Consider the following 22522-nt stretch of genomic DNA (forward strand, 5'->3'; position numbering starts at 1 on the left):
AACATTCTACATGGCGAGATTTAGGCAACCGGAATAGACTGGAGTCGTAACCAAACAGAAGATGCTAAAGGTTTTTTTATGACACAACAGCCACAAGCCAAATACCGCCACGATTACCGTGCGCCGGATTACCTGATTAGCGATATTGACTTGACTTTTGATCTTGATGCCGCAAAAACCATCGTCACTGCATTAAGTACCGTGTCACGCCATAGCGCCTCTGCGACGCCGCTGCGCCTTGATGGCGGTGAGCTGAAACTGATCTCAATACATGTCAATGACGAACCCTGGACCAACTATAAAGAAGAAGGCTCCCAACTGGTTCTCGATGGCCTGCCGGAACGTTTTACTCTGCGCATTGTGAATGAGATCAGCCCTGCGGCGAATACTGCACTGGAAGGACTTTACCAGTCCGGTGAAGCGCTGTGCACGCAGTGTGAAGCTGAAGGTTTCCGCCACATTACCTGGTATCTCGATCGCCCGGACGTACTGGCCCGCTTTACCACTAAACTGATCGCCGATAAATCCCGCTACCCGTTCCTGCTGTCGAACGGCAACCGCGTGGCGCAGGGCGAGCTGGAGAATGGTCGCCACTGGGTACAGTGGCAGGATCCGTTCCCGAAACCGTGCTATCTGTTTGCGCTGGTGGCGGGTGATTTCGACGTACTGCGCGATACCTTTACTACCCGTTCCGGGCGTGAAGTTGCGCTGGAGCTGTATGTCGATCGTGGTAATCTCGATCGCGCGCCGTGGGCAATGACCTCGCTGAAAAACTCGATGAAGTGGGATGAGCAGCGTTTCGGTCTGGAATACGATCTCGACATTTATATGATCGTCGCTGTCGACTTCTTTAACATGGGGGCAATGGAGAACAAAGGGCTGAATATCTTCAACTCTAAATACGTTCTTGCTCGCACCGATACCGCTACGGATAAAGACTATCTCGATATTGAGCGCGTTATCGGCCACGAATATTTTCACAACTGGACTGGTAACCGTGTGACCTGTCGCGACTGGTTCCAGCTCAGCCTGAAAGAGGGGCTGACAGTATTTCGCGACCAGGAGTTCAGCTCCGATCTGGGTTCCCGCGCGGTTAACCGCATTAACAACGTGCGCACCATGCGCGGCCTGCAATTCGCCGAAGACGCCAGCCCGATGGCGCACCCAATCCGTCCGGACAAAGTTATCGAAATGAATAACTTCTATACCCTGACGGTATATGAAAAGGGTGCGGAAGTGATCCGCATGATGCACACGCTGCTCGGTGAAGCGAATTTCCAGAAAGGGATGCAGCTCTACTTTGAACGCCATGACGGCAGCGCAGCGACCTGTGACGACTTCGTGCAGGCGATGGAAGATGCTTCGAATGTCGATCTGTCGCATTTCCGCCGTTGGTACAGCCAGGCCGGTACGCCGATTGTAACGGTGTCCGACGATTACAACCCGAATACCGAGCAGTACACACTGACCATCAGCCAGCGCACGCCGCCAACCGCCGAGCAGCAGGAAAAACAGCCGCTGCACATTCCGTTCGATATCGAGCTGTACGATAACGAAGGTAAGGTGATCCCGCTGCAAAAAGATGGTCACCCGGTTCATCATGTGTTGAATGTCACCCAGGCCGAGCAAACCTTTATTTTCGACAATGTCTATTTTCAGCCGGTGCCGTCGCTACTGCGTGAGTTTTCCGCGCCAGTGAAACTGGAATATAAATGGAGCGATCAGCAGTTAACTTTCCTGATGCGTCATGCCAGCAACGATTTCTCTCGCTGGGATGCGGCGCAAAGCCTGCTGGCCACGCATATCAAACTGAACGTTGCACGCCACCAGCAGGGCCAGGCGTTGTCGCTGCCGCTGCATGTTGCCGATGCGTTCCGCGCCATTTTGCTTGATGAGCTAATCGATCCGGCACTGGCCGCTGAGATCCTCACGCTACCATCGGCGAACGAAATTGCCGAACTGTTTGACATCATCGATCCGCTGGCAATTGCCGCCGTTCGCGAAGCGTTAACCCGCACACTGGCGACAGAGCTGGCCGATGAGTTCCTGGCGATTTATTACGCTAACAAACTCGACAGCTACCAGGTTGAACATGCCGATATCGGCAAGCGTTCCCTGCGTAACACTGCGCTGCGCTACCTGGCGTTCGGCGATGCGCAACTGGCCGACAAACTGGTCCGTCAGCAGTACCACGATGCGGACAATATGACGGATGCGCTGGCAGCGCTCTCCGCTGCTGTTGCCGCTCAACTTCCGTGCCGTGATGCGCTGATGCAGGAGTACGATGACAAGTGGCATCAGGACGGTCTGGTGATGGATAAATGGTTTATCTTACAGGCGACAAGCCCGGCGAATAACGTGCTGGAAATGGTGCGCAGCCTGCTGAAACACCGCTCGTTCTCCCTGAGTAACCCGAACCGCATCCGCTCGCTGATTGGCGCCTTTGCTGGCAGCAACCCGGCGGCATTCCATGCGCAGGATGGTAGCGGCTATCAGTTCCTGGTGGAGATGTTGACCGAGTTGAACAGTCGCAACCCGCAAGTGGCATCGCGTTTGATTGAGCCGCTGATCCGCCTGAAACGCTATGACAGCAAACGTCAGGTGCTAATGCGTGCGGCGCTGGAGCAACTGAAAGCGCTGCCGAATCTCTCCGGCGATCTGTTTGAGAAAGTCAGCAAAGCGCTGGCGTAATGCTGTATGGCCCGGTGGCACAATAGATAGCGCCATCGGGCAAAAAGTGAATTAAGCGTGGCGAGTTCGGGGCAATGCAGTCAGTTCCGACTCGCCGCGTTTCATCACCCTGTTCAGCACCTCTTCTTCCAGTTCCGCCAGCCTTACCGATCCCAGTCGGCGCGGGCGCGGTATATCGATGGTCAAATCGAGGCCGATTTTCCCTTCCTCTATTAATAACACGCGATCAGCCATCGCTACCGCTTCACTAACATCGTGTGTCACCAGCACCACGGTAAAACCATAGATTTGCCACAGTTCGGTGATCAGCCCCTGCATCTCCAGCCGGGTTAAGGCATCCAGCGCACCTAACGGTTCATCCAGCAATAACAATCCCGGTTGATGCACCAACGCACGAGCCAGCGCAACGCGCTGTTTTTGTCCGCCGGAGAGAGCAGCAGGCCACTCACTGGCCCGTTGTTCCAACCCCACAGACTGCAACGCCTGCTGTGCTGGCTCTCGCCAGCGGCCTTTCAGTCCCAGCCCGACATTATCAATCACCGATTTCCATGGCAGCAGACGCGCATCCTGAAACATCATGCGCGTGTCATGCTGAATGTCTGAAAGCGGTGTATTGCCGGCCAGCAACTCTCCGCCATTCGGTGACTCCAGCCCGGCCAGCAAGCGCAGCAGGGTGCTTTTCCCGCCGCCGCTACGACCCACCACGGCAATAAACTGCCCGGCAGCGATATGCAAATTCAGCGCATCCAGTACCAGATTGTTACCGTAACGTTTGCTGACGCCATTGAGTAACAACGGGATCCCCTGATTCAGTCGGGCAGTCGTATTCATGCGGTGACCTCTTTAGTGTGATAAGCAGGATGCCAGCGCAGCCACAGGCGCTCCAGCAGTTGTGCGCTGACATCTGCCAGTTTGCCAAGCAGGGCATAGAGAATAATGGCGACCACCACGACATCGGTTTGCAGAAACTCGCGGGCGTTCATTGCCAGGTAACCGATCCCGGCGTTGGCTGAAATGGTTTCCGCCACAATTAACGTCAGCCACATCAAACCGAGCGCAAAACGCACACCCACCATTATCGACGGTAGCGCGCCGGGCAGGATCACATGGATGAAAAGGCTAAAACCCGAAAGGCCGTAGCTACGTGCCATTTCCAGCAGCCCCTGGTCAATATTGCGGATGCCATGCCAGGTGTTGATATAGATGGGGAACAGCGTACCGAGCACCACGAGGAATATTTTGGCGCTCTCGTCGATTCCGAACCATAAAATCACCAGCGGGATCAGCGCCAGATGCGGCACATTACGCAGCATCTGAATAGACGTATCCAGCAGACGCTCTCCCCAGTGCGACAGGCCGCTGATAAGCCCGAGCGTCAACCCAATCGCGCCGCCAATGGAGAAACCAATCACCGCCCGCCACGAACTGATAGCCAGGTGCTGCCACAACTCGCCGCTGGCACTCAGTGTCCAGAACGCTTTTACGACGCCTTCCGGTGAAGGCAGGATACGCGTGGATAACCAGCCGGCGGAGGAGGCGATTTGCCAGACTACCACAATCCCGGCAGGTAGTAGCCACGGAGCGAGACGCAGCAGCCACTTGTTTTGTCGAGCCATAGAAACCTCAGCTTTGCGCCACTTTCCGGGGAATAAACTCATTTGCCACCGTTTCGCCCTGCAATTTCAATGGCTGCGGTTGCGGGATCTCGGGGATAGCGACATCAAGGTGCGGGAACAGCAGTTCCCCCACCCGATATGCCTCTTCCAGATGTGGATAGCCGGAAAGGATAAAACTGTCGATCCCCAGCGCGGCGTATTCATTAATCCGCGCGGCAACCGTCGGGCCATCGCCGACCAGCGCGGTTCCTGCGCCGCCGCGTACCAGACCGACGCCCGCCCAAAGGTTCGGACTGATCTCCAGTTGATCTCGCTTACCGCCGTGTAGCGCCACCATGCGTTGCTGGCCGACTGAATCCTGACGCGCAAAAGCGGATTGAGCTTTGGCGATAGTCTCTTCGTCAAGGTGAGAGATTAGGCGATCCGCCGCCTGCCAGGCTTCGGCGGTGGTTTCACGAACGATGACATGCAGGCGAATACCAAACCGCACCTTACGACCATGAGCTGCGGCTTTGGCGCGCACCTGTGCAATCTTCTCTTTCACCCGCTCTGGCGGTTCACCCCACGTGAGATAGAGATCAACCTGTTCCGCTGCCAGATCCTGCGCCACATCCGAGGAGCCGCCAAAATAGAGCGCTGGACGCGGCTGCTGTATTGGCGGGAAAAAGAGCTTCGCCCCGCGAACATGAATATGCTTGCCTTCGTAATCCACCGTGTCGCCCTCAAGCAGGCGGCGCCAGACATGGGTGAATTCGGAGGAGACTTCATAGCGTTCGTTGTGATCGAGAAATACGCCATCACCAGCAAGTTCTTGCGGATCGCTGCCTGTGACCAGGTTAAAAAGCGCACGTCCGTTGGAGAGTCTGTCCAGCGTTGCTGCCTGACGTGCCGCGACGGTCGGTGAGACCACACTTGGACGCAGCGCTACCAGAAATTTCAACCGCTGAGTGACCGGAATCAACGAGGCGGCCACCAGCCACGCATCTTCGCATGAACGACCCGTAGGAATTAACACACCGCTAAAACCCAGCCGGTCGGCGGCCTGCGCGATTTGCTGTAAATAGTTATGATCCACCGGGCGTGAACCCTCGTCGGTGCCAAGATAGTGGCCGTCGCCGTGCGTCGGTAAAAACCAGAACAGATTCAGACTCATGATTTTGCTCCTTCTTTGGTCGGCTGCCAGATACGGGTACGGATATCGACCTTCTTCGGCACCAGGCGGTTGTCATAAAAGAGATCGGCAGTTTGTTGCTGCAACGCTGCTGTGGCTTCATTAACAGGTGCAATTTTGGTTGGCGGGCGATGATCGAAATAGGTTGAAATCACCGCTGGCGGCAGCCCCATGGTTTTTGCCAGCAGCGCTACGCTTTCGTCGCGGTGGCTGATGGTTAAGGCATCGGCTTCGCTAAAGGTATCCAGTACACCCTGTAGGAATTCACCGTTCTTTTCGGCATACGGGCGAGCGGCTAAATAGAAGGAACCGGTCTGTTTGAGTGTGGTGCCGTCTTTAAGTACTCGTACGCCACCCTGCAACAAGGCTGCAGAGTAGTAAGGATCCCAGATTGCCCACGCATCCACATTCCCTTGTTGGAAAGCAGCGCGCGCATCGGCAGGCGTCAGAAACACGGGTTGAATATCACTGAACTTCAGCCCAGCCTGTTGCAGAGCGCGCAGCAACAAATTATGGGAGCTGGAGCCCTTCTGGAAGGCCACTTTATGTCCTTTCAGATCGGCTACCGTCTTGATTGGGCTGTTTTCTGCCACCAGAATCACTTCGGCTTTTGGTTTTGGCGGCTCTACCCCGACATACACCAAATCCGCGCCCGCTGCCTGCGCAAATATGGGGGGGATATCGCCGGTGCTGCCAAGATCAATACTACCGACATTAAGCGCTTCCAGCATTTGCGGACCTGCCGGAAACTCGACCCAGGAAATTTTTGTGCCCGGGTAGCGTTTTTCCAGCAGTTCATGGCTTTTCGCCAGCACCATACTGACGCTGCCTTTTTGGTACCCAATACGCAGCGCGTCCGGTGCGGTATCTGCGGCCTGCGATAAAGCGGAAAACGACAGCAGCCCGGCCAGCGCCAGCCAGGGGAAACGATTAAGCATGAGCAATTCCTTGTGGGCGGTGAAAGTCCGGTGCCTGAATCTCCCGACGGTGCAGCGCCTGCCAGAAAGTTTCCAGCGCGTTATCAAGGCGCATTTGCAGGTTCGGTGTCAGGCTGGGTTTGTGCTGGTAATCCAGCACTTGGGTATCGTCGGCAAACACGCCGTAAAGGATCTCTTGCGCCTTCAGAGCGCTGAGCACTGGTTTCAGGGCGTAATCCACCGCCAGCATGTGCGCCACGGTGCCGCCGGTCGCTAACGGCAATACAACTTTGCCTTCCAGCGCCCGCTCAGGGAGTAGATCAAGCAGGGCTTTCAGCGCTCCGGCATAAGCTGCTTTGTAAACAGGTGTGGCAACAATCAGTCCGTCCGATTCTTTAAGCTGTTCAATAAAGGTTTGCAGGGCAGGGCTATCGAAACGCGCATAGATGAGATCTTCCGGCGCGAAGTTTTGCAGGTGCCAATGGCAAACTTCGACTTCTTGCGCGTTGAGGCGCTCGCGGACATATTCCAGCAAAGCGCTGGAGCGGGAGGGGAAGCGCGGGCTTCCCGCCAGGGTGACAACTCGCATAATCGCTCCTTATAACCAACCGTTCTCTTTTTGGTAACATTCATAACAATTTCACACAGTGTGGCAGAGGTTATTTATTCCACTAAATGATTTATTTGAGGGAAAATTGCTAAAAAATGCATAAAGCAAAATGGTGAGAGAAAACGATTGCGTCGGATGCGCTTTTTTTTGCCACAGGTCAATTCCCTTTCACGGCACTTTCACTGATAATACGCCCCCGGTTTGCACCCGGGAATTCAGGAGAGTTCATGTACTACCCTTTCGTTCGTAAAGCCCTTTTTCAGCTCGATCCAGAGCGCGCCCATGAATTGACCTTCCAGCAGTTACGCCGTATTACCGGAACGCCTTTTGAGGCGCTGGTTCGTCAGCGCGTGCCGGAAAAACCTGTACAGTGCATGGGACTGACATTTAAGAACCCGCTGGGATTGGCGGCCGGGCTGGATAAAAACGGTGAATGCATCGATGCGCTGGGGGCAATGGGTTTTGGCTCCATTGAGATCGGTACTGTTACGCCTCGCCCGCAGCCGGGAAATGACAAGCCGAGGATCTTCCGCCTGGTGGATGCCGAAGGTCTGATCAACCGCATGGGGTTTAATAATCTCGGTGTAGATAACCTGGTTGAGAACGTCAAAAAATCGCATTTTGACGGCGTACTGGGCATCAATATCGGTAAAAATAAAGACACGCCGGTCGAGCAGGGGAAAGATGACTATCTGATTTGCATGGAAAAAGTTTATGCCTATGCCGGTTATATCGCCATTAATATTTCCTCACCGAATACCCCAGGTTTACGCACGCTGCAATATGGCGAAGCGCTGGATGATCTTTTAACGGCGATTAAAAATAAACAGAACGATCTGCAAAACATCCACCATAAATATGTTCCGGTGGCGGTGAAGATCGCCCCCGATCTTTCTGAGGAAGAATTGATCCAAGTGGCCGACAGTTTAGTCCGCCACAATATTGATGGCGTGATTGCTACCAATACTACGTTGGATAGATCGCTGGTACAGGGAATGAAATACTGTGATGAAACCGGCGGTTTAAGTGGACGTCCGCTGCAATTAAAAAGCACGGAAATAATCCGTCGCCTGTCGCAGGAATTAAAGGGACGTTTGCCAATTATCGGCGTCGGTGGCATTGATTCAGTGATTGCTGCCCGTGAGAAAATCGCTGCGGGTGCGTCTATCGTGCAAATTTATTCCGGCTTTATTTTTAAAGGCCCGCCGCTGATTAAAGAAATCGTCACCCATATCTAATCTTTTTTTGCCAGTGCGTATCCAGGGCTTTATTTCCGGCCCTGGTTGTTTTATATTCCCTCACTGTTGCTAATTTGTACATTGTGGTCTTTTATTATTAGAGCAATAAGCGAGACGGCGACAGAATAAAAAAGCGACAGGAAGTTTAAGGGGAGGGGAGAGAACAATGCGAATTAAACCTGATGATAATTGGCGCTGGTATTTTGATGACGAGTACGATCGTATGATGCTCGATTTAGCCAATGGTATGCTATTTCGCTCCCGTTTTGCCCGAAAAATGCTGACGCCGGATGCGTTTTTGCCCTCCGGTTTTTGTGTTGATGACGCTGCTTTATATTTCTCGTTTGAGGAAAAATGCCGCAACCTCGCTCTCTCTAATGAACAGCGTGCGGAACTGGTGCTTAATGCACTGGTGGCGATTCGCTTCCTGAAACCGCAAATGCCGAAAAGCTGGCATTTTATGACTCACGATGCGCTTTGGTCGCCCGCGACCGGTGAAGGTGCCTGTGTCTGGCTGAGCGACACCCAGGAGTGCGTAAACCTGCTGGTGGTTGAGCCCGGCGAAAATGCCGCGCTGTGCCTGCTGGCGCAACCCGGCGTGATAATTGCCGGGCGCACGATGCAACTGGGTGATGCGATTAAGGTAATGAACGATCGCCTGAAACCCCAGCTTCACACCGAGAGTCTCCGTTTCGAACAGGCGGTTTAAACCTCCAGTCGCAGTGTCGTTTTCGGAATACAACTGCAGCAGAGGATGGTGCCGTCCTGTCTGATGGCTGATTTTTTCATCGCGCTCACTTCACCTTCAATCAGCTTGATCTGGCAACAACCGCACAGACCTGCACGGCAGGAATAAGGTACGCGGATCCCCTGATTTTCCAGTTGCTCCAGCAGCACCTGCTGATTGTTGCCAATAAATGTTTGCCCCTTCCAGCTAATCTCTACTGTTCCCGCTGCCTGAACTTCCGGTTCCAGTGCTTCTGCAACAGCGCCCGCGCCGTAAATTTTAGCAGGTGCGGTTGCCAGCACGACCACTTCGTCGCCTACGCGGATAACGCCACTGTTGCGCGCAATCAGGTTCTGCCCGAAATCGACTTCGCCATTATCCTGTGCGGTACGAAAACCTTGCAGCGTGGCTAACGGTTCACCGCCTGGATGTTTTTGCCCACGTTCCGGGCTAACGGTGGTAAACACGCAGCGGCTACACGGTTTGACAACATCAAACACCACATCGCCGATACGCACGACTTTCCAGCTATCTTCTTCCCACGCTTGCGCGCCGGTTACCACCAGATTGGGACGAAACTGCTCCATCTTCACGCTGGCCGGGCAACGATTTTGCAAATCACGCAGCGAAGCTTCGTTGGCCAATAAATAGGGGAAACCGTCAGCAAAAGAGAGCGGCACCTCTTCATAACGCTTAACGCGACGGGTTAATTCCGCGCCTAACCAGCGCAATTGCACTTCACGGACGAAAAAACCGCTGAGCCAGCGATTAATCTCATCCGGCGCTATCAGCGCGGAAAAATGGTTGCCCCACACTTCCGTTGGCGCGCCTTCAGGCGCAAAATCGGTAAAACGAATTATCGCGCTACTGCCGTCCGGTGCGGTCAGATGCAGGCCACCGGCTAATGGCGATGGCGTAAAACGTACCATCTGCGGATACTGACGCGCGGTAATAAAAGTGCCATCGGGCTGAGTGACCATAAAAATACGGTCAAAAGCAAAGCCGCTGGCATCGGCAATTGCATGCGTCAGCCCAATACCACGCATGGATTTCACCGGATGGATAAAGAGACGCGAAATCGTTGGCACGTCTTGCTCCCAGTCAGTCGAAAATAAGCCCTCAACTTTATGACATGGCCGCCAGATTAGCTATAATGCGCAACAATTTTCGTTGAGTATAAGTGACATTATGATTTCTCTGTTTGCCAGTACGGCCCGCGGGCTGGAAGAGCTGTTAAAAACTGAACTGGAAAAACTCGGCGCACAGGAGTGCCGCGTGGTTCAGGGTGGTGTCCATTTTGAAGGTGACACGCGGCTTCTGTACCAGAGCCTGATGTGGAGCCGCCTGGCTTCGCGCATTATGCTGCCGCTCGGAGAGTGTAAGGTTTACAGCGACCTTGACCTTTATCTCGGCGTGCAGGCGATCAACTGGACAGAGATTTTCAATCCCGGCGCGACGTTTGCCGTGCACTTTAGCGGCCTGAATGATGAGATTCGCAACAGCCAGTACGGCGCGCTAAAAGTGAAAGACGCCATTGTTGATAGCTTTACCCGCAAAAACCTGCCGCGCCCGAATGTCGAGCGCGAACTGCCGGATCTGCGTATTAATGTCTGGCTGAATCAAGATACGGCAAATATCTCCCTCGATCTGAGCGGTGAAGGTCTGCATCTGCGCGGCTACCGCGATCGCACGGGTATTGCGCCGATCAAAGAGAACCTGGCGGCAGCCATTGTGATGCGTTCCGGCTGGCAGCCGGGTACACCGCTGCTCGATCCTATGTGTGGCTCTGGTACGCTGCTGATCGAAGCCGCCATGGCGGCAACCGATCGCGCACCGGGTCTGCATCGCGGGCACTGGGGATTTGGCGGCTGGGCGCAGCATGATGAAGCGCTGTGGAAAGAGGTGAAAGCGGAAGCGCAAACGCGCGCACGCCAGGGTCTGGCGAGTTATGAATCTCGTTTTTATGGCTCCGATAATGATGCGCGCGTCATTGAACTAGCCCGTAGCAACGCCCGCCGCGCCGGGATTGGCGAGCTGGTGACTTTCGAAGTAAAAGATGTCGCCCAGCTCAGTAACCCGTTGCCGAAAGGTCCGTATGGTACGGTGATCAGTAACCCACCGTACGGTGAACGTCTGGAGAGCGAACCGGCGCTGATCGCGCTGCATAGTCTGCTGGGCCGTCTGCTGAAAACGCAGTTCGGCGGCTGGAATCTGTCGCTGTTCAGCGCCTCTGTCGATCTGCTTCACTGTCTGCAACTGCGTGCTGAACGCCAGTTCAAAGCCAAGAACGGACCGCTGGATTGCGTACAGAAAAATTACCATCTGGCAGAAAATACCGGCGAAGCAAAAGCGCCAGCAATGGCGGAAGACTACGCCAACCGTCTGCGTAAGAATGTTAAAAAGCTGGAGAAATGGGCGCGCCAGGAGGGCATTGAATGTTACCGTCTGTATGATGCCGATCTGCCGGATTACAATGTGGCGGTCGATCGCTATGCCGACTGGGTGGTGGTACAGGAATATGCCGCCCCGAAGACCATCGATGCGCAAAAAGCGCGCCAGCGCTTGTTTGATATTATCGCCGCCACTATCCAGGTGCTGGGTATTGCGCCGAACAAGCTGGTGCTGAAAACCCGCGAGCGGCAGAAGGGCGCCAATCAGTATCAGAAAATGAACGAGAAGGGCGACTTTATGGAGGTGGGCGAGTACAACGCCCGCCTGTGGGTCAACCTGACGGACTATCTGGATACCGGCCTGTTCCTTGACCACCGTATTGCCCGCCGTATGCTGGGGCAGATGAGCAAGGGTAAAGATTTCCTTAATCTCTTTTCCTACACTGGCAGCGCCAGCGTGCATGCCGGTCTGGGCGGTGCGCGTTCTACTACCACGGTGGATATGTCGCGCACTTATCTGGAGTGGGCCGAGCGCAACCTGCGCCTTAACGGCCTGAGCGGACGCGCACATCGCCTGATTCAGGCCGATTGTCTGAGCTGGCTGCGTGAGACTGATGAGCAGTTTGATCTGATCTTTATCGATCCGCCGACCTTCTCCAACTCCAAACGTATGGAGGACTCTTTTGATGTGCAGCGCGATCACATGCGTCTGATGCAGGATCTGAAACGCCTGCTGCGCAAAGGCGGCACCATTATGTTCTCCAATAACAAACGCGGTTTTCGTATGGATCTCGACGGACTGGCGAAACTGGGTCTGCAGGCACAAGAAATTACCCAAAAAACGCAGTCACAGGATTTTGCCCGCAACCGTCAAATCCACAACTGCTGGCTGATTACCGCAGCCTGAAAGGATAAATAAATGTCATTAATCAGTATGCATGGCGCATGGCTGTCGTTCAGCGATGCGCCGCTTCTCGATAATGCTGAACTGCATATCGAAGAAAATGAGCGCGTCTGTCTGGTCGGTCGTAACGGCGCAGGTAAATCGACGCTGATGAAGATCCTCAACCGCGAACAGGGGCTGGATGATGGCCGTATCGTTTACGAACAGGATCTGATTGTTTCACGTCTTCAGCAGGATCCGCCGCGTAATATCGCCGGTAGCGTCTATGACTTCGTTGCGGAAGGTATCTCTGAACAGGCTGAGTATTTGAAGCGTTATCACGAAATCTCTCATCTGATGATGACCGACCCGAGTGATAAAAATCTCAACGAACTGGCGAAAGTGCAGGAGATGCTGGATCACCACGGTCTGTGGCAGCTGGAAGACCGTATCAATGAGGTACTGGGGCAACTCGGTCTGGCGCCGGATATGGAGCTGTCGGCGTTATCCGGTGGCTGGCTGCGTAAAGCGGCGCTGGGCCGTGCACTGGTCAGCGGGCCAAAAGTGTTGCTGCTGGACGAACCAACGAACCACCTGGATATTGAAGCGATCGACTGGCTGGAAGGATTCCTGAAAACCTTTAGCGGCACCATTATCTTTATTTCGCATGATCGCTCGTTTATCCGCAATATGGCGACGCGCATTGTCGATCTCGATCGCGGGAAACTGGTTACCTATCCTGGTGATTACGAGACCTACCTGCTGGAGAAAGAAGAGAACCTTCGCGTTGAAGAGCTGCAAAACGCCGAGTTCGACCGCAAACTGGCGCAGGAAGAAGTGTGGATCCGTCAGGGGATTAAAGCGCGCCGTACCCGTAACGAAGGCCGCGTCCGCGCACTGAAAGCGCTGCGTCGCGAACGCAGTGAACGCCGTGAAGTGATGGGTAGCGCAAAAATGCAGGTCGAAGAGGCTTCACGCTCCGGCAAGATCGTCTTTGAGTTGGAAAACGTTAATTATGGCGTGGAGGGCAAAGTGCTGGTGCGCGACTTCTCCACGCAGGTACAGCGCGGCGATAAAATTGCGCTGATTGGCCCGAACGGCTGCGGCAAGACCACCTTGCTGAAACTGATGCTGGGTCAACTGAAAGCCGACAGCGGCCGCGTACATGTTGGTACCAAGCTGGAAGTGGCGTACTTTGATCAGCACCGTGCTGAACTTGATCCGGATAAAACGGTGATGGACAACCTGGCTGAAGGTAAGCAGGAAGTGCTGGTGAACGGTAAACCGCGCCACATTCTGGGATATTTACAGGACTTCTTGTTCCATCCGAAACGGGCGATGACGCCGGTACGCGCGCTCTCCGGCGGGGAACGCAACCGCCTGTTACTGGCGCGTTTGTTCCTGAAACCCAGCAACCTGTTGATTCTTGATGAACCAACCAACGACCTGGATGTGGAAACGCTGGAGCTGCTGGAAGAGCTGATTGATAGTTATCAGGGTACCGTTCTGTTGGTGAGCCACGATCGTCAGTTTGTGGATAATACCGTAACTGAATGCTGGATTTTCGAAGGCGAAGGCCGAATTGGACAGTATGTGGGCGGTTACCACGATGCCCGTGGTCAGCAAGCGGCTTCGCAAGCCTTTAAACAGACGGCGGCGAAGAAAACGGTGGAAGCACCCGTAACCAAAACAGAAACTGTTAAACGCAGCAGTAACAAACTGAGCTATAACCTGCAACGAGAACTTGAACAATTGCCGCAAAAGCTGGAGCAACTGGAAGCGGAGCTGGGTGATTTGCAGGCGCAGGTCGCCGATGCCAGCTTCTTTAGCCAGCCACACGATCATACGCAAAAGATCTTAGCTGATATGGCTGCGGCGGAACTGGCGTTGGAAGAGGCATTTGAACGCTGGGAGTATCTTGAGGCTTTGAAAAGCGGCGCATAGTCGCATAAAGGGAGTCAGTATGTGTGAACATCATCACACCACACGGCACATTCTTTGTTCGCAATGTGACATGCTGGTGGCACTGCCGCCATTGTTGTACGGCCATAAAGCAACTTGTCCGCGTTGTGGCACAACACTGACAACCGAGTGGGATGCGCCCCGGCAGCGTCCCACAGCCTATGCTATCGTGGCGTTGTTCATGTTGCTGCTCGCCAACCTTTTTCCCTTCGTTAATATGCAAGTTGCCGGTGTCGCCAGCGAGGTCACACTGCTGGAAATCCCCGGCGTGCTCTTTTCTGAAGATTACGCCAGCCTCGGCACTTTCTTCCTGCTGTTTGTACAACTGGTTCCGGCATTCTGCCTGGTGACTATCCTGCTGCTGGTGAATCGTGTGCCGATGGATTTTCGTCTACGTATCAACCTGGGGCGGGTGTTATTCCAGCTAAAAAGCTGGGGAATGGCAGAGATCTTCCTCGCAGGCGTGCTGGTGAGTTTTGTTAAGCTGATGGCCTATGGCGATATTGGCATTGGTAGCAGTTTTATTCCCTGGTGTCTGTTCTGTCTGTTGCAATTGCGTGCTTTCCAGTGCGTTGATCGTCACTGGTTGTGGGATGACATAGCGCCTGCACCGCAGCCGCAACAGGCATTGCACGTCGGTGTGCCCGGTATCCGTCAGGGTCTGCGTTCCTGCCCGTGCTGTACGGCGATTGTTGCGGTTGATCAACCCGTTTGCCCGCGTTGCCACACGCATGGACACGCCCGACGGCGCAACAGTATCCAGTGGACGCTGGCGCTGTTGATGACTGCGGTGATGCTCTATCTGCCCGCGAATATTATGCCGATTATGATAACCGACCTACTGGGCGATCGCATGCCATCGACCATTATCTCCGGGGTGATTTTGCTATGGAGTGAGGGCTCTTACCCGGTGGCGCTGGTGATTTTTATCGCCAGTATCATGGTGCCGACGTTGAAAATGATCGGCATTGCCTGGCTCTGTCTTGATGCGAAAGGTCATGGTCGACGAGACTGCGAGCGGATGCATTTTATTTATGAAGTAGTGGAATTTGTCGGGCGCTGGTCAATGATTGACGTGTTTGTGATCGCAGTACTCTCCGCACTGGTGCGGATGGGCGGGCTGATGAATATTTATCCTGCGATGGGTGCACTGATGTTTGCGCTGGTCGTTATTATCACGATGTTTGCGGCAATGACTTTCGATCCGCGTTTGAGCTGGGATCGTGAGCCACAAACGCACCATGAGGAGTCGTTAGAGCATGGAGAATAAGAGTGGTGAAGCCAACGTGCAAAAGGTGAGAAACTGGTCGCCGGTGTGGATTTTCCCGATTGTTACGGCGCTGATTGGTGCATGGATCCTGTTTTATCATTACAGTCACCAGGGGCCGGAGGTGACACTGATCACCACCAATGCAGAGGGAATTATCGGCGGTAAGACCACCATCAAGAGTCGCAGCGTTGATGTCGGTGTGGTAGAAAGCACAACGCTGACTGACGATTTAACCCATGTGGAAATCAAGGTGCGACTTAACGCCGGGATGAAAAAACTTCTGCATGAGGATTCCGTTTTCTGGGTTGTGAAACCGCAGGTGGGCCGTGAAGGCATTAGTGGCCTGGGTACGCTGCTTTCGGGGGTTTATATCGAACTGCAACCGGGCACAAAAGGCAACGAGCCGGATCACTATAACTTGCTCGATTCTCCACCACTGGCACCGCCTGATGCCAAAGGTATACGTGTGATCCTCGATAGCAGCAAAGTCGGGCAACTGAGCCCCGGCGATCCGGTACTTTTCCGTGGTTATCGCGTCGGTTCGGTTGAGACCAGCACTTTCGATACGCAAAAACGCACGATGAGTTATCAGTTGTTTATCAACGCGCCGAATGATCGGCTGGTGACCAGCAATGTACGTTTCTGGAAAGACAGCGGCATTGCCGTTGATTTGTCCTCTGACGGGATGCGCGTGGAGATGGGTTCTCTGACTACGCTGTTTGGCGGCGGCGTCAGTTTTGACGTTCCGGAAGGCGTGGATCTTGGTCAGCCGGTGGCGGAGAAATCTGTTTTCACGCTGTATAACGATCAGCGTAGCATCCAGGAATCACTCTATACCGATCACATTGACTATCTTATGTTCTTCAAGGATTCGGTTCGCGGCCTGCAACCAGGCGCGCCGGTTGAATTTCGCGGCATTCGTCTGGGCACGGTAAGCAGGGTGCCGTTCTACACTGCAGGCCTGCGTCAGGCGTTAAATGATGATTACCGCATTCCTGTGCTGGTTCGTATTGAACCGGGACGTTTGATTAATGAACTGGGTGAAGATCCCGATGTGAGAGCGCGTATGAATGAACTGCTCAAACGCGGTCTGCGCGGTTCGTTGAAAACCGGGAATCTTATTACTGGTGCGCTGTATGTCGACCTCGACTTCTATAACAACGTAACTGCCGTAAGCAGCATGCGGGAGTTTGTGGGCTACCCGATCATTCCAACTGTGAGCAGCGGTCTGGCGCAGATCCAGCAGCGTCTGATGGATACGCTGGATAAAATCAACAATCTACCGTTGAACCCGATGATCCAGCAGGCTACGTCAACGCTTTCTGAAAGCCAGCAAACGCTTAAACGTCTGCAAACGACGCTGGATAATCTCAACAAGCTGACTGCCAGCCAGTCAATGCAACAGCTACCAGCGGATATGCAGTCCACGCTGCGTGAACTTAATCGCAGTATGCAGGGCTTCCAGCCTGGCTCTGCTGCCTATAACAAGATGGTGGCGGATATGCAGCGCCTGGATCAGGTGCTGCGGGAATTGCAACCAGTGCTGAAAACACTCAACGACAAGAGCAATGCGCTGGTATTCGAAGCGAAAGGGAAAGACGATCCGCAGCCGAAGAGGGCGAAACAATGAAAAAGAGCGCGATAATAATCGTGGCGCTGTTGCTGACTGCATGTAGCAGTAGCGGTAACAATAAAAGTTACTATCAGTTACCGTCGCCGCCACAAACGGCAGTGCAGGCCAGCACCGTGCAGAGCCAGGGCAATCGTCAGTTATGGGTTGAGCAAGTTTCAGTCCCGGATTACCTGGCGGGTAATGGTGTAGTGTATCAAACCACGGATGTGCAGTATGTTATTGCGAATAACAATCTGTGGGCCAGCCCGCTTGACCAGCAGTTGCGCAATACGCTGGTCGCGAACCTGAGCAATCAGTTACCGGGTTGGGTTGTGGCATCGCAGCCGCTGGGCAGTGAACAGGACACGCTGAATGTGACGGTGACCGGTTTTCACGGGCGGTATGATGGCCGCGTTATCGTCAGCGGCGAGTGGTTGCTCAAACACCAGGGGCAACTGATTAAGCGACCATTCTATATTGGGCTCAAGCAGCAACAAGACGGGTATGACGAAATGGTGAAAATGTTGGCTCAGGGCTGGCAGCAGGAGGCGGTGAGCATAGCTGCGCAGCTAAATCGTCTACCATAAGTAAATTTAATTAATAATGAACCGTCATAGTTAAAAGCTGTGACGGTTTTTTTTGTCATTATGCTCCGTACATTAGCTGTGCTGGCTCACATTTTTTGTACAAATGAATTTCCGTGTAGCTCACATTTATGACACTGGCGTGAATTTTGCGCATTGACGACAACGCTTATTCAAGGTATTCGTTACCTGTGGTTGCGCATTAAGTAACCACTGTTTTCTTTTCCACCAGATCAAATAATGAGGGAAACGAGGCATGAAGAGACAAAAACGAGATCGCCTGGAACGGGCACATCAACGTGGTTATCAGGCTGGTATTACCGGGCGCCCGAAAGAAATGTGTCCATACCAAACCTTGAATCAAAGGTCCGAGTGGCTGGGAGGCTGGCGAGAGGCCATGGAAGACAGGGTAGTTATCGCCTGATTCTGTCTCTTTAAAAAGAAACCTCCGCAATGCGGAGGTTTCGCCTTTATAACAGATGGGAATTTGCTATCAGAAAGCGGAGGTGTCCTGGAACAGGCCCACTTTCAGGTCGGAAGCGGTGTAGATCACGCGACCATCGACCAGAACTTCACCATCGGCCAGACCCATGATCAAACGACGGTTTACAATGCGTTTGAAGTGGATACGGTAAGTAACGATTTTTGCAGTCGGCAGAATCTGACCGGTAAACTTCACTTCACCAACGCCCAGCGCACGGCCTTTACCTTCGCCGCCAAGCCAGCCGAGGTAAAAACCAACCAACTGCCACATGGCATCCAGACCGAGGCAACCAGGCATCACCGGATCGCCGATGAAATGGCAACCAAAGAACCACTGATCCGGATTGATATCCAATTCAGCTTCGACATAGCCTTTATCAAAGTTACCGCCGGTCTCGGTCATTTTGACCACACGGTCCATCATCAACATATTTGGTGCCGGTAATTGCGGGCCTTTTGCGCCAAACAGTTCGCCGCGACCAGAGGCAAGAAGATCTTCTTTTGTATAGGATTCGCGTTTATCTACCATGTTCTCAGTAAGCCTTATTTGTAATTTCCGACGCAGGATAGCTAACACGTGTACGCTGAACAAGTCCGATCAGTTTTGGTTAAACCAATTCAACCAGCGCAGCGGCCACGGGAAACGGTGGCGTCCATCCTGTTGCGTCGCCTGTGCAATACGTTCCTGAATGAGTTGCTTGAGGTTGTTTTGTCCTTCAGCTTCCCATGGCAGGCCTGTTAATAAAGGTAGCGCATCACGAACATCATCTACGGCCCAGATAAAGAATTGTTGTGCCTGGACCGCGTCCAGCAGCTCCTGATGCAACGAAAGATGACGCACATTTGCTGTAGGAATAATCACCCCTTGCTTACCGGTTAGTTCCCGCTGTTGGCAAATGGCGAAAAAGCCTTCGATCTTTTCATTCAACCCGCCAACCGGTTGTGAACGGCCGAACTGATCCACGGAGCCGGTAATCGCCAGACTCTGATTGATGGGTACTTCTGCAAGGGCGCTCATTAATGCGCACAGCTCTGCCATCGAGGCGCTGTCGCCATCAACCTCGCTGTAAGACTGCTCGAAGGTGAGCGAGGCAGAGAAGGGAAGCTGCTGTTCCAGTTCCAGCTCCGCCATTAAGAACGCTTGCATGATCATCATGCCCTTTGCGTGGATGTTGCCGCCCAGTTCGGCTTTGCGTTCAATATCGTTGAACTCGCCATCACCGACATGAACGACGCAACTAATACGTGAAGGCTCGCCGAATGCGCGTGGGTGACCTGGAAACTCGATGACTGATAGCGCGTTGATCTGACCAATCTGCTCGCCTTCGGTTTCGATGAGAATTTGTTCCAGCAGGATCTCATCCTGCATCCGTTCAGCGAGGAATCCTTCGCGCCATTCACGTTGAGCAAGCATCGAGCGAAGCTCTTCGCCACTGAATGTTGCACCTTTAGCTATCGCCGCGACTTCCCGCAACTGGCGCGCCAGCCATAATGGGCAGAGCGGCAATGTTTCCTGATCGCCGGTATAGCGCACTGCTTCACGAATGAACGGCTGCCACGCATCGGTACCGGGTGAGGGGAGCTGAGCGCTGTGTGCAACCTGCTCGACCCATTGACGCCAGATTGCTGGTGTTTCGGCATCTACAATTTGCAGTGTTTCTTCATATTCGCTGTAAATTGCCTGAGCGGCCAGGTCGGGCTCCATCTCCTGGAAATCAGCCAGCGATTCGCGTTCTCCAACAAGAATAACTTTCAGATCCAACGGCATAGACGGGATACTGACCGGCAGAGGGCGAGATTCGTCGAAGGAGACCCAGTCAAAGCGGCGTTGCGTCACCATTGTTTTCAGACGCATCCACAGCAGCGGTTGCGCAAGCAGCGTGCGCAGGGAAATGATCAGCACACCGCCGTTTGCCTGATGTACCAGACCCGGCTGCAAAGTAATTTCATGATTGAACTGACGCAAACAACCAAACAGTTGCTCCGCCTCGATCCACTCAGCAATCACTACTGGTTTGCTTCCAGTGAAAGCAGATTGTGCGCTGGTGGCCGGGTCAAAACTTACGGATGCGCCGTTGATATGGTATTGCCCACCGATAAGCGGGCGGTCCTGAGGAATCATTTCTCCAGTAGCGCGGGCAATAAGCGCCAGGTATTCAGCTTCTTCTGGCGCTTTTGCCAGTAAAAAGCGTGATGTTGCCTGCGGATAGAGCAGTTGCTCCAGCGCGTATTGTAATCGGGGTTGCGTATCGGCCAGCGAGAAGTCCGCTTCGTGCGCTGATTCGGACGATTCAAAAACTTCCTGATAGCTTTCAGTATCAGGAACCAGGTCGTTCCATTCAAGTTTTGTAATGGTCAAAGTCGTTTTTTTAGTCTGGTGTAAAGGGCGAGATTATACCGTAAACCCTTCTTTAACACACAGGGATTACGCGCTTTCGCGATGCGAAGCTGGACGATAGCTCACAGTGGACGATTTCTTTTAAGCAGAGTGGCAAAAAACTGATATTCTGAACTGAGTTACACGGTAACGTTGAGAGAGCAATGAAATATCAACAACTGGAAAATCTCGAAAGCGGCTGGAAATGGAAGTATCTGGTTAAAAAGCACCGTGAAGGGGAACTGATCACGCGTTATATAGAAGCCAGTGCTGCGAAAGAAGCCGTCGATGTATTGTTGACCCTCGAAAATGAGCCGGTACAGGTGAATGAATGGATTGGCCTCCATATCAACCCTGCGCTGGTTAACCGAATGAAACAAACTATCCGCGCCAGGCGTAAACGCCATTTTAACGCGGAACACCAGCATACACGTAAAAAGTCGATCGACCTGGAGTTTGTCGTCTGGCAACGACTTGCGGGGCTGGCGCAGCGGCGAGGGAAAACACTGTCTGAAACGATTGTGCAACTGATTGAGGATGCGGAACATAAAGAGAAGTATGCTTCGCAGATGTCCACACTAAAACACGATTTGCAGGCGCTGTTAGGTAAAGAGTGAGTTTTCTCTAAAGCGTGACCAGGATTTCAGACAATAAAAAACCCCGCAATCTGCGGGGTTTTTGCTAAGACGTAAACTTAAGCCTGCGGCTGAGTTACAACGTCTTTGCTGCCTTTCACTTCGATCTCTACACGACGATCCGGTGCCAGGCAATCAATCAGCGCTGCGCGTGCTTTCACGTTGTTGCAGGTGCTGCCAGTAACCGGGTTGGATTTGCCCATACCACGTGCGGAGATTTTGTTCGCCGGGATACCTTTGGAGACCAGGTAATCAACAACGGACTGAGCACGTTTCTCAGACAGAGCTTTGTTGTAAGCGTCAGAACCGATACGGTCGGTGAAGCCCAGAACTACTACTGAACCGTCTTTCGGATCCAGGTTGCTCAGCTGACCATACAGCTGATCCAGCGCCTGCTGACCTTCCGGTTTCAGAGTTGCTTTGTTGAAGTTGAACAGAACGTCAGACTTCAGGGTGAAGTGTTTGGTCTGCACTTCCGGAGCCGGAGCCGGAGCCGGGGCTGCAACTACTGGAGCTGCATCTTCCTGCTGACCGAAACGATAGGAAACGCCTACGCTCAGCATACCGTTATCCGGGCGAGCACCAACAGTGCTTGCGTCACCGATGTTGTTAACCCACTGGTATTCCAGACGGGTAGCGATATCACGAGTCAGTGCATACTCAACACCACCAGCGAAGACCGGAGAAACACCGGTATCGTGATCTTTGAAGCCTTGGTTGCTCTGACCATCAGCACGCCATACCATACCACCCAGACGGGTGTAGATATCCAGATCGTCAGTGATCGGATAACCCAGTTTAGCAGTCAGCTGTACGCCCTGAGATTTGAACGCGCCGTTAACGGTATCACCTTTGTACGGCATACGGCCCAGCCAGTCGTAACCCATCTCGAAACCAACGTACGGGTTAACCTGGTAGCCACCGAACGCACCTGCACCAAGCTGACTTGTATGGGTCGGGCCGTCGTTCTGCCATGCCGCACCTTTGTCATGATACTGGGACCAACCCAGTTTGCCACCTGCATACCAGGTGTTATCTTTCGGAGCGGCCTGCGCTACGGTAGCGAAACCAGCCAGTGCCACTGCAATCGCGATAGCTGTCTTTTTCATTTTTGCGCCTCGTTATCATCCAAAAATCGCCATGAAAATCTCGATGAGAAGTCACGGTTAAATCCTTCACCGGGGGCGTTGCTCACTAAAACTATTCAGCAGATATCTTTACCTATATCTTTGGCTTATGCCGAGCACCCCTGGCGATGTAAAGTCTACAACGTAGTTGAAAACTTACAAGTGTGAACTCCGCCATGCATATGAAAAAAAAGCTTTGTATACACAATATTTAACAATTCTGTTGGTA

The 22522-nt window shown here is 53.3% G+C and carries 19 protein-coding genes; 10 read left to right on the forward strand and 9 right to left on the reverse strand.

Annotation, left to right across the window (positions count from 1 at the left end):
- Positions 1 to 78: 78 nt before the first annotated feature.
- On the forward strand, positions 79 to 2691 hold the full coding sequence (gene pepN / locus GA0061070_RS10130) for an aminopeptidase N (protein ID WP_090135804.1): 2613 nt from the start codon (positions 79 to 81) through the stop codon (positions 2689 to 2691).
- 51 nt (positions 2692 to 2742) lie between these two features.
- On the opposite strand, the gene ssuB is transcribed toward pepN, so the two are convergent.
- The 5 genes from ssuB to ssuE are packed head-to-tail and all read right to left on the reverse strand — an operon-like array spanning position 2743 to position 6984.
- Positions 2743 to 3522 carry an aliphatic sulfonates ABC transporter ATP-binding protein gene (ssuB, locus tag GA0061070_RS10135; RefSeq protein ID WP_090135806.1) on the reverse strand — a complete coding sequence of 260 codons (780 nt, stop codon included), beginning with the start codon at positions 3520 to 3522 and terminating at the stop codon, positions 2743 to 2745.
- The gene (gene ssuC / locus GA0061070_RS10140) at positions 3519 to 4307 is read right to left on the reverse strand and encodes an aliphatic sulfonate ABC transporter permease SsuC (RefSeq protein WP_090135808.1); all 789 of its coding nucleotides are present in this window, start codon (positions 4305 to 4307) and stop codon (positions 3519 to 3521) included. Before ssuC ends, ssuB begins: the two co-directional genes overlap by 4 nt.
- Positions 4308 to 4314: 7 nt before the next feature.
- Positions 4315 to 5460, reverse strand: a complete 1146-nt coding sequence (gene ssuD, locus GA0061070_RS10145; RefSeq protein ID WP_090135810.1) for an FMNH2-dependent alkanesulfonate monooxygenase — start codon at positions 5458 to 5460, stop codon at positions 4315 to 4317.
- Positions 5457 to 6416 (reverse strand): sulfonate ABC transporter substrate-binding protein, encoded by a 960-nt coding sequence (locus tag GA0061070_RS10150; RefSeq protein ID WP_090135812.1) that lies wholly within the window; start codon positions 6414 to 6416, stop codon positions 5457 to 5459. The genes ssuD and GA0061070_RS10150 overlap by 4 nt, the downstream gene beginning before the upstream one ends.
- Positions 6409 to 6984 (reverse strand): NADPH-dependent FMN reductase, encoded by a 576-nt coding sequence (gene ssuE / locus GA0061070_RS10155; protein WP_090135813.1) that lies wholly within the window; start codon positions 6982 to 6984, stop codon positions 6409 to 6411. The genes GA0061070_RS10150 and ssuE overlap by 8 nt, the downstream gene beginning before the upstream one ends.
- 248 nt (positions 6985 to 7232) lie before the next feature.
- Between ssuE and pyrD the strand changes: the two genes are divergently transcribed.
- Both pyrD and zapC read left to right on the forward strand, forming a co-directional pair.
- Positions 7233 to 8243 carry a quinone-dependent dihydroorotate dehydrogenase gene (pyrD, locus tag GA0061070_RS10160; RefSeq protein ID WP_090135815.1) on the forward strand — a complete coding sequence of 337 codons (1011 nt, stop codon included), beginning with the start codon at positions 7233 to 7235 and terminating at the stop codon, positions 8241 to 8243.
- 166 nt (positions 8244 to 8409) lie between these two features.
- Positions 8410 to 8952 carry a cell division protein ZapC gene (zapC, locus tag GA0061070_RS10165; protein ID WP_090135816.1) on the forward strand — a complete coding sequence of 181 codons (543 nt, stop codon included), beginning with the start codon at positions 8410 to 8412 and terminating at the stop codon, positions 8950 to 8952.
- Here zapC and GA0061070_RS10170 read toward each other — a convergent pair.
- The gene (locus GA0061070_RS10170; RefSeq protein ID WP_425256050.1) at positions 8949 to 10016 is read right to left on the reverse strand and encodes a YcbX family protein; all 1068 of its coding nucleotides are present in this window, start codon (positions 10014 to 10016) and stop codon (positions 8949 to 8951) included. The two genes, zapC and GA0061070_RS10170, sit on opposite strands and share 4 nt — an antisense overlap.
- 142 nt (positions 10017 to 10158) lie before the next feature.
- Here GA0061070_RS10170 and rlmKL point away from each other — a divergent pair, with 142 nt between their 5' ends.
- The 6 genes from rlmKL to rmf all read left to right on the forward strand — a co-directional run bounded on the left by rlmKL (position 10159) and on the right by rmf (position 18095).
- Positions 10159 to 12267, forward strand: a complete 2109-nt coding sequence (gene rlmKL / locus GA0061070_RS10175; protein WP_090135819.1) for a bifunctional 23S rRNA (guanine(2069)-N(7))-methyltransferase RlmK/23S rRNA (guanine(2445)-N(2))-methyltransferase RlmL — start codon at positions 10159 to 10161, stop codon at positions 12265 to 12267.
- 12 nt (positions 12268 to 12279) lie between these two features.
- The gene (locus GA0061070_RS10180) at positions 12280 to 14187 is read left to right on the forward strand and encodes an ABC transporter ATP-binding protein (RefSeq protein ID WP_090135821.1); all 1908 of its coding nucleotides are present in this window, start codon (positions 12280 to 12282) and stop codon (positions 14185 to 14187) included.
- A 19-nt stretch (positions 14188 to 14206) separates the two neighbouring features.
- Positions 14207 to 15475, forward strand: a complete 1269-nt coding sequence (gene pqiA, locus GA0061070_RS10185) for a membrane integrity-associated transporter subunit PqiA (RefSeq protein ID WP_090135822.1) — start codon at positions 14207 to 14209, stop codon at positions 15473 to 15475.
- Complete coding sequence (pqiB, locus tag GA0061070_RS10190; protein ID WP_090135824.1) at positions 15465 to 17105, forward strand: intermembrane transport protein PqiB; 1641 nt, start codon at positions 15465 to 15467, stop codon at positions 17103 to 17105. Before pqiA ends, pqiB begins: the two co-directional genes overlap by 11 nt.
- Positions 17102 to 17674: a membrane integrity-associated transporter subunit PqiC gene (gene pqiC / locus GA0061070_RS10195; protein ID WP_090135826.1), complete on the forward strand. Its 573-nt coding sequence runs from the start codon at positions 17102 to 17104 to the stop codon at positions 17672 to 17674. The genes pqiB and pqiC overlap by 4 nt, the downstream gene beginning before the upstream one ends.
- Positions 17675 to 17927: 253 nt before the next feature.
- A complete protein-coding gene (gene rmf, locus GA0061070_RS10200) occupies positions 17928 to 18095 on the forward strand; it encodes a ribosome modulation factor (protein WP_090119404.1) in 168 nt (55 codons plus the stop codon).
- A gap of 69 nt (positions 18096 to 18164) precedes the next feature.
- Here the strand turns inward: rmf and fabA are convergent, their stop codons facing one another.
- Positions 18165 to 18683 carry a bifunctional 3-hydroxydecanoyl-ACP dehydratase/trans-2-decenoyl-ACP isomerase gene (gene fabA, locus GA0061070_RS10205; protein ID WP_090135827.1) on the reverse strand — a complete coding sequence of 173 codons (519 nt, stop codon included), beginning with the start codon at positions 18681 to 18683 and terminating at the stop codon, positions 18165 to 18167.
- A 69-nt stretch (positions 18684 to 18752) separates the two neighbouring features.
- Entirely contained in the window at positions 18753 to 20513 is a 1761-nt protein-coding gene (locus tag GA0061070_RS10210) for an AAA family ATPase (RefSeq protein ID WP_090135828.1), read from the reverse strand.
- A 182-nt stretch (positions 20514 to 20695) separates the two neighbouring features.
- On the opposite strand from GA0061070_RS10210, the gene matP reads away from it, so the two are divergent.
- Positions 20696 to 21148: a macrodomain Ter protein MatP gene (gene matP / locus GA0061070_RS10215; protein ID WP_007374182.1), complete on the forward strand. Its 453-nt coding sequence runs from the start codon at positions 20696 to 20698 to the stop codon at positions 21146 to 21148.
- Between the two features lie 77 nt (positions 21149 to 21225).
- On the opposite strand, the gene ompA is transcribed toward matP, so the two are convergent.
- Positions 21226 to 22275 carry a porin OmpA gene (gene ompA / locus GA0061070_RS10220; RefSeq protein ID WP_090135830.1) on the reverse strand — a complete coding sequence of 350 codons (1050 nt, stop codon included), beginning with the start codon at positions 22273 to 22275 and terminating at the stop codon, positions 21226 to 21228.
- Positions 22276 to 22522 lie beyond the last annotated feature (247 nt).

The sequence above is a fragment of the Kosakonia oryziphila genome, assembly GCF_900094795.1.
Classification (GTDB): domain Bacteria; phylum Pseudomonadota; class Gammaproteobacteria; order Enterobacterales; family Enterobacteriaceae; genus Kosakonia; species Kosakonia oryziphila.

Bases quoted from the DNA above. Each gene is read 5' to 3' on its own strand.
- pepN (WP_090135804.1), top strand. From the start codon at position 79: ATGACACAACAGCCACAAGCCAAATACCGCCACGATTACCGTGCGCCG.
- ssuB (WP_090135806.1), bottom strand. From the start codon at position 3,522: ATGAATACGACTGCCCGACTGAATCAGGGGATCCCGTTGTTACTCAAT.
- ssuC (WP_090135808.1), bottom strand. From the start codon at position 4,307: ATGGCTCGACAAAACAAGTGGCTGCTGCGTCTCGCTCCGTGGCTACTA.
- ssuD (WP_090135810.1), bottom strand. From the start codon at position 5,460: ATGAGTCTGAATCTGTTCTGGTTTTTACCGACGCACGGCGACGGCCAC.
- GA0061070_RS10150 (WP_090135812.1), bottom strand. From the start codon at position 6,416: ATGCTTAATCGTTTCCCCTGGCTGGCGCTGGCCGGGCTGCTGTCGTTT.
- ssuE (WP_090135813.1), bottom strand. From the start codon at position 6,984: ATGCGAGTTGTCACCCTGGCGGGAAGCCCGCGCTTCCCCTCCCGCTCC.
- pyrD (WP_090135815.1), top strand. From the start codon at position 7,233: ATGTACTACCCTTTCGTTCGTAAAGCCCTTTTTCAGCTCGATCCAGAG.
- zapC (WP_090135816.1), top strand. From the start codon at position 8,410: ATGCGAATTAAACCTGATGATAATTGGCGCTGGTATTTTGATGACGAG.
- GA0061070_RS10170 (WP_425256050.1), bottom strand. From the start codon at position 10,016: ATGCGTGGTATTGGGCTGACGCATGCAATTGCCGATGCCAGCGGCTTT.
- rlmKL (WP_090135819.1), top strand. From the start codon at position 10,159: ATGATTTCTCTGTTTGCCAGTACGGCCCGCGGGCTGGAAGAGCTGTTA.
- GA0061070_RS10180 (WP_090135821.1), top strand. From the start codon at position 12,280: ATGTCATTAATCAGTATGCATGGCGCATGGCTGTCGTTCAGCGATGCG.
- pqiA (WP_090135822.1), top strand. From the start codon at position 14,207: ATGTGTGAACATCATCACACCACACGGCACATTCTTTGTTCGCAATGT.
- pqiB (WP_090135824.1), top strand. From the start codon at position 15,465: ATGGAGAATAAGAGTGGTGAAGCCAACGTGCAAAAGGTGAGAAACTGG.
- pqiC (WP_090135826.1), top strand. From the start codon at position 17,102: ATGAAAAAGAGCGCGATAATAATCGTGGCGCTGTTGCTGACTGCATGT.
- rmf (WP_090119404.1), top strand. From the start codon at position 17,928: ATGAAGAGACAAAAACGAGATCGCCTGGAACGGGCACATCAACGTGGT.
- fabA (WP_090135827.1), bottom strand. From the start codon at position 18,683: ATGGTAGATAAACGCGAATCCTATACAAAAGAAGATCTTCTTGCCTCT.
- matP (WP_007374182.1), top strand. From the start codon at position 20,696: ATGAAATATCAACAACTGGAAAATCTCGAAAGCGGCTGGAAATGGAAG.
- ompA (WP_090135830.1), bottom strand. From the start codon at position 22,275: ATGAAAAAGACAGCTATCGCGATTGCAGTGGCACTGGCTGGTTTCGCT.